This is a genomic window from Nocardia thailandica NBRC 100428 (genome assembly GCF_000308795.1).
GTDB classification, from domain to species: Bacteria; Actinomycetota; Actinomycetes; order Mycobacteriales; family Mycobacteriaceae; genus Nocardia; species Nocardia thailandica.
Map to the genome: position 1 here is coordinate 13,692 of NZ_BAGK01000217.1, position 9,418 is coordinate 23,109.

8 protein-coding genes are annotated in these 9,418 nt (G+C 73.2%); 7 read left to right on the forward strand and 1 reads right to left on the reverse strand.

Translation table 11 applies throughout. The features are described from left to right. The 7 genes from ON36_RS24635 (at position 1) to ON36_RS24665 (ending at position 9,182) form a co-directional block, all read left to right on the forward strand. A complete protein-coding gene (locus ON36_RS24635; RefSeq protein WP_043658444.1) occupies positions 1–2,031 on the forward strand; it encodes an ATP-binding protein in 2,031 nt (676 codons plus the stop codon). Then, the gene (locus tag ON36_RS24640) at positions 2,028–3,188 is read left to right on the forward strand and encodes an acyl-CoA dehydrogenase family protein (protein ID WP_043658311.1); all 1,161 of its coding nucleotides are present in this window, start codon (positions 2,028–2,030) and stop codon (positions 3,186–3,188) included. The genes ON36_RS24635 and ON36_RS24640 overlap by 4 nt, the downstream gene beginning before the upstream one ends. Further along, a complete protein-coding gene (locus ON36_RS24645) occupies positions 3,185–3,682 on the forward strand; it encodes a MaoC family dehydratase (RefSeq protein WP_043658314.1) in 498 nt (165 codons plus the stop codon). Before ON36_RS24640 ends, ON36_RS24645 begins: the two co-directional genes overlap by 4 nt. Then, a complete protein-coding gene (locus ON36_RS24650) occupies positions 3,679–4,491 on the forward strand; it encodes an HpcH/HpaI aldolase/citrate lyase family protein (protein ID WP_043658317.1) in 813 nt (270 codons plus the stop codon). Before ON36_RS24645 ends, ON36_RS24650 begins: the two co-directional genes overlap by 4 nt. A 38-nt stretch (positions 4,492–4,529) precedes the next feature. After that, the gene (locus ON36_RS24655) at positions 4,530–6,461 is read left to right on the forward strand and encodes an acetoacetate--CoA ligase (RefSeq protein WP_043658320.1); all 1,932 of its coding nucleotides are present in this window, start codon (positions 4,530–4,532) and stop codon (positions 6,459–6,461) included. A gap of 74 nt (positions 6,462–6,535) precedes the next feature. Beyond that, positions 6,536–7,753, forward strand: a complete 1,218-nt coding sequence (locus ON36_RS24660) for a TetR/AcrR family transcriptional regulator (RefSeq protein WP_043658323.1) — start codon at positions 6,536–6,538, stop codon at positions 7,751–7,753. A 4-nt stretch (positions 7,754–7,757) separates the two neighbouring features. Further along, positions 7,758–9,182, forward strand: coding sequence for a DUF1254 domain-containing protein (locus tag ON36_RS24665; RefSeq protein WP_043658326.1), 1,425 nt, complete (start codon positions 7,758–7,760; stop codon positions 9,180–9,182). Here the strand turns inward: ON36_RS24665 and ON36_RS24670 are convergent, their stop codons facing one another. After that, positions 9,183–9,398 carry an MbtH family protein gene (locus ON36_RS24670; protein ID WP_043658329.1) on the reverse strand — a complete coding sequence of 72 codons (216 nt, stop codon included), beginning with the start codon at positions 9,396–9,398 and terminating at the stop codon, positions 9,183–9,185. Positions 9,399–9,418 lie beyond the last annotated feature (20 nt).

Consider the following 9,418-nt stretch of genomic DNA (forward strand, 5'->3'; position numbering starts at 1 on the left):
ATGCTGAACAAAGCCAACCCCGTCGACTTCGACACCGTGCTCGTCGCCAACCGCGGCGAGATCGCGGTGCGGGTCATCCGCACCCTGCGCGCCATGGGCATCCGCTCGGTGGCGGTCTACAGCGACGCCGACGCGGGCGCCCGGCACGTGCGCGAGGCCGACGTGGCCGTCCGGCTCGGCCCCGCGCCCGCCCGCGAGAGCTACCTCGCCATCGACAAGGTCGTGGCCGCCGCGGTGCGCGCGGGCGCGCAGGCCGTGCATCCGGGCTACGGGTTCCTGTCGGAGAACCCGGCCTTCGCCGCCGCCCTCGACGCGGCGGGCATCGTCTTCCTCGGCCCGCCCGCGGCAGCGATCGAGATCATGGGCGACAAGATCACCGCCAAGAAGACGGTGTCGGCCTTCGGGGTTCCGGTGGTCCCCGGTATCGCCGAACCCGGCCTCACCGACGAGCAACTGATCGCGGCGGCCGGCGAGATCGGCTATCCGGTGCTGGTCAAGCCGTCGGCCGGCGGCGGCGGCAAGGGCATGCGCCGGGTGGACGACGCGGCCGACCTGCCGGACGCGCTGGCCTCGGCCCGCCGCGAGGCGGCGGCCGCCTTCGGCGACGACACCCTGTTCCTCGAACGGTTCGTCACCCGGCCGCGCCACATCGAGGTGCAGGTCATGGCCGACCGGTTCGGGAACGTGGTGCACCTGGGCGAGCGCGAGTGCAGCCTGCAGCGCAGGCATCAGAAGGTCATCGAGGAGGCGCCCTCGCCGCTGCTCGACCCGGCCACCCGCGCGCGCATCGGCGCCGCCGCGTGCGACACCGCGCGCAGCGTGTCCTACGTGGGCGCGGGCACGGTGGAGTTCATCGTCTCCGCCGACCGGCCCGACGAGTTCTTCTTCATGGAGATGAACACCCGTCTGCAGGTGGAACATCCGGTCACGGAAATGGTCACCGGCGTCGACCTGGTCGAGGCCCAGGTGCGGGTGGCGGCCGGCCAGAAGCTGGCGGTGTCGCAGGACGACATCTCTCTCAGCGGCCACGCCATCGAGGCCCGCGTGTACGCCGAGGATCCGGGCCGCGGCTTCCTGCCGACCGGCGGCACGGTGCTCGCGCTCGAGGAACCGGGCGGGCCGGGCGTCCGGGTGGACAGCGGGATCGCCGAGGGCACGGTGGTCGGCAGCGACTACGACCCGATGCTGTCGAAGGTCATCGCCCGCGGCACCACCCGCGCCGACGCCCTTGCCGCGCTCGACCGGGCGCTGGACCGCACCACCGTGCTCGGCGTGACGACCAACATCGAGTTCCTGCGGTTCCTGCTCGCCGACCCCGACGTGCAGGCGGGCCGCCTCGACACCGCCCTGCTCGACCGCCGCGCCGCCGACTTCGCCCCGGCTCCCGTCGACGACGACGCCTTCGTGGCCGCGGCCGCGTTCCTGTGGCTGCGGCGCTGGCCCGCGGCGGGCGGCGACCCGTGGGACATCCCCAACGGCTGGCGGCTCGGCGCGCCCGCGCCGACCGGGATCCGGCTGGCGGCGGGCGATCTGGTCCGCCACGTCGCCGTCACCGGCACCCCGGACGCCGCGACCGTCCGGCTCGACGACGGCGAATCCGCCACGCTCACGGCCGCGTTCGACGGCGACCACCTCGCGCTGACCGTGGACGGCCTGCGCGCCCGGTTCCGCATCGCCGAGGCGGGCGACCGGCTCTGGATCGACGGGCCCGGCGGCGTCGCCGTGCTCGGCGAACTCGACGAGACCGCCGGCCCCGCCGACGCCGCCCACGTCGGCGACGCGGAGATCCGCAGCCCGATGCCGGGCTCGGTGATCGCGGTGCCCGTCGCCGCCGGACAGCAGGTGGCGGCGGGCGATCCGGTGGTGATCGTCGAGGCCATGAAGATGGAACACACCCTGACCTCGCCCGTCGACGGCACGGTCGAACCGCTGGTCGCGCCCGGTGAACAGGTGCGTCTCGACCAGCCGCTGGTGCGCGTGATCGCCGCCGACTCCGCCGAAACCCCCGCACGAGAAGGACTTCCCGCATGACCGAGTACCTGTCGACGGGCACGCTGCCCGAGGAGTACCGCCAGCTGGCGCTGACGGTGCGCGACTTCGCGCAGCAGGTCGTCGCCCCGGTGGCCGCGAAACACGATGCCGAACAGAGCTTCCCGTACGAGGTCGTCGCGGGGATGGGCGAGATGGGCCTGTTCGGCCTGCCGTTCCCGGAGGAGTACGGCGGCATGGGCGGCGACTACTTCGCGCTGTGCCTGGCGCTGGAGGAACTGGGCAAGGTCGACCAGAGCGTGGCCATCACCCTGGAGGCCGGCGTCTCGCTCGGTGCCATGCCGCTGTACCGGTTCGGCACCGACGAGCAGAAGAAGGAGTGGCTGCCGCAGCTGACCAGCGGCCAGGGCCTCGGCGCGTTCGGCCTGACCGAACCCGACGCGGGCTCGGACGCGGGCGGCACCCGCACCACCGCCGTCCTCGACGGCGACGAGTGGGTGATCAACGGCAGCAAGCAGTTCATCACCAACTCCGGCACCGACATCACCCGGCTGATCACCGTCACCGCGGTCACCGGGGACAACGGCGGCAAGAAGGAGATCTCCACCATCCTGGTGCCCGCGGGCACCCCCGGTTTCGTGGCCGAGCCCGCCTACAGCAAGGTCGGCTGGCACGCCTCGGACACCCATCCGCTCAGCTTCACCGACGTGCGGGTGCCCGCGGCCAACCTGCTGGGCGAACGCGGGCGCGGCTACGCCAACTTCCTGCGCATCCTCGACGAGGGCCGGATCGCCATCGCCGCCCTCGGCGTCGGCGTGGCGCAGGGCTGCGTGGACGAGTGCGTGCGCTACGCCAAGGAGCGCGTCGCCTTCGGGCGTCCGATCGGCCACAACCAGGCCATCGCCTTCAAGATCGCCCGCATGGAGGCCCGCGCGCACACCGCACGCACCGCCTACTACGACGCGGCGGCGCTCATGCTGGCGGGCAAGCCGTTCAAGAAGGAGGCCTCGATCGCGAAGATGGTCTCCAGCGAGGCCGCCATGGACAACGCCCGCGACGCCACCCAGATCTTCGGCGGCAACGGCTACATGAACGAATACCTGGTCGCCAGGCACTACCGTGACAGCAAGATCCTCGAAGTCGGCGAGGGCACGACGGAGGTGCAGCTGATGCTGATCGCCCGGGGGCTCGGCCTGTGACGGCGCCGGAGGGCGCGCAGCCGCGCCGGATCGTGCAGCGGGGGCTGTGGTTCGAGGAGTTCGAGGTCGGCGCGATCTACGAGCACCGGCCCGGCCGGACCATGACCGAGGCCGACAACGTCCTGTTCACCACGCTGACCATGAACACCCAGGCGCTGCACCTGGACGCGCACTTCGCCGACGCGCAGCCGCCGTTCAACCAGCGCCTGGTGAACTCCATGTTCACCCTGTCGACCCTGGTCGGCCTCTCCGTCGCCCAGCTCACCCAGGGCACGCTCGTCGGGAACCTCGGGTTCGAGGAGTTCGGCACTCCCGCGCCCGTCTTCCACGGCGACACCCTCTACGCCGAGACCCTGGTGCTGGAGAAGCGCGAGTCGCGGAGCAGGCCGGGCGAGGGCATCGTGAAGCTGGCGCACACCGGCCGCAATCAGCACGGCGTCGTGGTCGCGACCGCGGTGCGCAAGGCCCTGGTGCGGCTGGAGCCCACCGCATGACCTGGCAGCCGAGCGGCCCGGCCTGGCTGTTCTGCCCGGCCGACCGTCCCGAGCGGTTCGCCAAGGCCGCGGCGGTCGCCGACGTGGTGATCCTCGATCTCGAGGACGGGGTGGCCGCCGCCGACAAGGACGCCGCCCGCGCCGCGCTCGTCGCCACCCCGCTCGATCCCGATCACACCGTCGTCCGGATCAACGCCGCGGGCACCGACGACCACGCGGCCGACCTGGCGACGCTGGCCCGCACCGGCTACCGGCGCGTCATGCTGCCCAAGTGCGAGGCGGCCGACCAGGTGCGCGGCCTGGCGGGCCACGAGGTGATCGTCCTGGTCGAGTCGCCGCTCGGCGCGATCCGGGTGGCCGAGACGGTCGCGGTGGACAACGCGATCGGGGTCATGTGGGGCGCCGAGGACCTGGTCGCCGGGCTCGGCGGCAAGGCGAGCAGGCACGCCGACGGCGGATACCGCGACGTCGCCCGGCACGTGCGGTCGCAGAGCCTGCTGGCGGCCAAGGCGTTCGGGCGCTTCGCGCTGGACTCGGTCTTCCTCGACATCGCGGACCTCGACGGCCTCGCCGCGGAGACCGTCGACGCCGTCGCCGTCGGCTTCGACGCCAAGGTCGCCATCCACCCGAACCAGGTCGCGGTCATCCGGGCGGGGTTCGCCCCCGATCCCGACGAGGTGGCCTGGGCCCGCCGGGTGCTGGCCGAGGTCCCGAACCATCGCGGGGTGTTCGCGTTCGAGGGCAGAATGGTCGACGCCCCGATCCTGCGGCACGCCGAGCAGATCGTGCGCCGCGCCGGACGCGCCTGAGCCGCACACCGATTCACCCCACGAGGACAGGAGCCGCAGTGCACGCACAGTGGGAGCCCACCGAATCCGAGATCGCCGCCGCGCGGATCACCGACTTCGCCCGGTTCGTCACCGGGCGGACCGGCACGGACTACCCCGGCTACCGGGAGCTGTGGCAGTGGTCGGTCGACTCCCCCGACGAGTTCTGGGGCGCCCTGTGGGACTACTTCGACCTCGGCGAGCGGCCGGGCGCGGTGCTGGCCGACCCGGCCATGCCGGGGGCGCGCTGGTTCCCGGACACCCGGCTGAACTACGTGGACCGGATCGTCGGCCGGGCCCGCGACGACCGCCCGGCCATCCTGGCGGTGCACGAGGGCGCCGCGCCGCGACCGATCGCCTGGGCCGAGCTGCTCGGCGCGGTGGCCGCCACCGCCGCGGCGCTGCGCGAGCTCGGGGTGTCCGCGGGTGACCGGGTCATCGGCTACCTGCCCAACATCCCCGAGGCGGTGGTGGCGTTCCTGGCCACCGCCGCCCTCGGCGCGGTGTGGAGCGCCTGCGGCCAGGACTATTCGGCCAAGGCCGCGCTGGATCGCCTCGGCCAGCTGGAGCCCGCGGTGCTCGTCACCGCCGACGGCTACCGCTACGGCGGCAAGGACCACGACAAGCGCGCCGACATCGCCGCGTTGCGGGCGGGCCTGCCCGGCCTGCGCGCCACCCTGGCGGTGTCGCGGCTCGGGCTCCCGGTGCCCGGGGCGCTGCCGTGGCCGACCCCGGGCCCGGCGACCCCCGAACTCGACGTGGCGAGTGTGCCGTTCGACCACCCGTTGTGGATCGTGTTCTCCTCCGGCACGACCGGCCTGCCCAAGGGCATCGTGCACGGGCACGGCGGCGTCCTGCTCGAGCACCTCAAAGCCGTTGCGCTGCAGTCCGACATCGGGCCGGACGACACCTTCTTCTGGTTCACCAGCCCGAGCTGGATGATGTGGAACTTCCAGGTCGCCGGCCTGCTGAACGGCGCCACGATCGTCACCTACGACGGCAGCCCCACAGCCGACGGCCCGGACACGCTGTGGCGCATCGCCGCCGAGACCGGCGCGACGGTGTTCGGCACCAGCCCCGGCTACGTGCTCGGCTGTATCAAGGCCGGCGCCGATCCGCGCCGCGAGCACGACCTGTCGGCGCTGCGCAGCGTGGGCATCACCGGTTCCGCGCTGCCGGTGTCGAGCGCGCTGTGGCTGAACGAGCACGCGGGCGAGCACGTCCAGGTCAATTCGATCAGCGGCGGCACCGATGTCGTGTCGGCCTTCTTCGGCGGCGTGCCGACCGTGCCGGTGTGGCCGGGCGAGTTGTCGGCGCCCTACCTCGGTGTGGCGGTCGACGCGTTCGACGAGACGGGCGCGCCGGTGCGCGGCGAGGTGGGCGAATTGGTCGTCACCAAGCCGATTCCGTCCATGCCGGTGCGATTCTGGAACGACCCGGACGGAAAGCGCTATCACGATGCCTATTTCGACACCTACCCCGGTGTCTGGCGGCACGGCGACTGGATCACCCTCACCGAACGCGGCAGCGTCGTGGTGCACGGCCGCTCCGACTCCACGCTGAACCGGCACGGGATCCGCATGGGCAGCGCGGACATCTACCAGGTCGTCGAGCAGCTGCCCGAGATCGCCGAGGCACTCGTCATCGGCGCGGAACTCCCCGACGGCGGCTACTGGATGCCGCTGTTCGTCGTGCTCGCCCCCGGCGCCGAGCTCACCGACGAGCTGCGGGACCGGATCGCGCGGGTGATCCGCGCCGAGGTCTCGCCCCGGCACGTCCCCGACGAAATCCTTGTGGCACCGGGCATTCCGCACACGCGCACCGGCAAGAAGCTGGAAGTGCCGATCAAGAAGCTGTTCCAGGGCGCCGACCCGGCGCGCGTGGTCGAACGCAGCGCCGTGGACGATCCGGCGCTGCTCGACTGGTACGCGGGTATCAATCCACCTCGCTGACCACGGGATTCGGCACGCGACGCGCCCGCTCGGCACCCGGGCCGGGCGCGTCCTTCCGCTTACTATGACAGTCCATGGACGGCGGATCGCGGGTGAAGCGTGCGACGGACGGGGCCACGGCGGTACGGCGCAGACCCAAGGATCGGCGGGCACAGATCGCGGCCGCGTCGGCCGCGGCGTTCGGCGCCGCCGGGTACCACGGGGTGAGCATGGAGGAGATCGCGGCGGAACTGGGGATCAGTTCCGCGGCGCTCTACCGCCACTACCCGAGCAAGTACGCGCTGTTCCGGGAGGAACTGCTGCGCGTCGGCGCGGCGCTCACCGCGGCGGTCGCGCTCCCCGCCGAGGCGGACGCGCTACCCCCGCAGCAGCGGCTGCACCGGGTGCTGGACGGGCTGGTCGGGGCGACCATCGCCAACCGCGCCAGCGTCACCCTGGTCCGCTGGGAGGGCCGCTACCTCGACCCGGCCGACCGGGAGGCCCTCGACCGGCAGCGCGCGACCCTGCTCGACACCCTGGGCGGCCAGCTCGCCGCGGTCCGGCCCGGCGACACCGAGGCCGACCTGCGCGTGCTGACCACGGCGGTGCTCGGCGTGGTGACCAGCGTCGGCGACCACCACGCCGCCCTGCCCGCGCGCGGGCTGCAACGGCTGCTCGGCGCGGCCTGCCTCTCGCTGTCGGGCATCGACCTGCCCCCGGTCGCCCCCGAGCCGGAACATCCGGCGCCGGTGGACATCCCGGCCTCGTTCAAGCACGAACTGCTGCTACGCAGGGCCGTCGAGCTCTTCCACGAGCGCGGCTACCCCAACGTGAGCATGGACGACATCGCCACGGCCGCCGGGCTCTCCGCCGCCTCGGCGGTGTACCGGTTCTACCGCAGCAAGAGCGACCTGCTGGCGGCCGCGTTCCGGCGGGCCGCCGACCGGGTGGCCGGGGCGATCGGGCCGACCGTGGCCACCGCGGACTCCGGCGCGCAGGCGCTGCGGCTGCTCATCGATCAGTTCGTCACCGACACCTTCGACGAGCGTGCCCTCGCGGTGGTGTACTACGCCGAGTTCGGGCACGTGCCCGCCGAGGAGCGCGCGGTGCTGCGCAACATCCAGCGGGCCAGCGTGCAGGAGTGGGCCGCCCTCGTCCGGGAGGTGCGCCCGGACCTGTCCCCGGTCGAAGCCCGGTTCCTCGTGCACGCCGCCTTCGCCCTCACCATCGACCTGGTGCAGGTGTTCGGGCACGACCCGCACGCCGGACGCTCCCGGGTGGCCGCCCTGATGCGCCGCCTGCTGCTGGGCTGACCGGATGACCGCGCAGCCGCGGGCGAACGGCGGCCCGGCGCTGCCCCGGCGGGCCGTCCTCGGCCTCGGGGCGGCCGCGCTGCTCGGCGGCGCGTTCGTCGGCTGCGGCGCGGACGGCGGCGACCCCGAGACCACCGACGATCCGGACCCGCAGGAGATCGCCGTCCGCGCCTTCGTCTTCGGCTATCCGCTGGTCCTGCACGACGCGACCAGGTCGATGGGCTCGACGATCAACACGCTCGACCACAGCGTGCTGCCCGGCCCGCTGGACCGGGGCACGGTCCGGCTCAACACCGACATGCTCGCCTCCCAGGGCTTCCTCGACCTCGGCCGCGAGCCGCTCGTGCTGTCGGTGCCCGCGATGGAACCGCGGCGGTTCTGGCTGTTCCAGATGATCGACGCCTGGTCCAACACCGTGCACACGCCCGACAGCAGGAACCCGGGCAGCACCCTCGGCGCCGAGGGGCCGCCGTACGCCTACCTCCTGACCGGGCCGGGCTGGTCCGGCCCGGCGCCCGCGGGCCTGACGCATCTGGCCCTGCCCACCCGCACCGCGCGCCTGCTCGGCCGGGTCGAGGTCGACGGCCCCGCCGACGCCGAGCGGGTGGCCGCGATCCAGCGGCAGATGGCACTCGTGCCGCTCAGCGCCTGGCTCCAGGGCGTGCGAACCGGCGGCAGCAGCCGCACCCAGGCCATCGACCGCGGCGCCGAGCCGCCCGCCAAGCAGATCGCGGCACTCGACGGCCGGACCTTCTACGACCGGCTGTGCCGCCTCATGGCCACCGATCAACCGGTCGCCGCCGACGCGCCGATGGCCGCGCGGCTGGCGACCCTCGGCATCGTGCCGGGCGGGACGGTCGCCCGCCAGCCGGACAGCCTGCTCGACGAGGGGATCCGGCTGGGCAGGCAGCGGGCGGAGCGGTGGGTCGATCCGCGCGCGGTCACCGTGAACGGCTGGACCCGCAGTCACGAACGCGGCGACTACGGCACCGACTACCTGCGCCGGGCGGCGGTGGCGCTGTCCACGATCGGTTCGGTCACCCCGAACGAGGTCCTGTACCCGACCCTGTGGGCCGACGCCGCCGACGCGGGCGGCACGGCGCTGCGCTACCGGATCACCTTCCCGCCGGGCGGTCTGCCGCCGGTCGAGACGTTCTGGTCGATCACCGCCTACGACGAGCGCGGGCTGATGGTGCCCAACGCCGCCGGGATCTACGCGGTCGGGCACTACCCGGCGCCGGTGGCGGGGCCGGACGGCGCCGTGATGATCGCCGTGCAGCACGCGGACCCGGGCGGCGATGTGCCTGCGGGCAACTGGCTGCCCGTGCCCGAGCGCGGCCGGTTCTCGCTGACGCTGCGCCTCTACGCGCCGAAACCTGCGGCGCGAGAAGGTGTCTGGCAGCCGCCGCCGCTGGTGCGGGCGGACTGACTACTGCTCGTTGGCCATCGCCGCGACCAGCGAGTTCGGCCGCATGTCGAGCCAGTGCGATTCGACGTACTGCAGGCAGGCCGACCGGGTGGACGCGCCGAAGGCGACGGTCCAGCCGCCGGGGACGGCGGCGAAGGTGGGCCACAGCGAGTGCTCGCCCTCCTCGTTGACCAGGACGTAGAACTGGGCGTGGTCGTCGTCGAACGGATTGCTCATGACGGTTCCTTCCTCGGCGG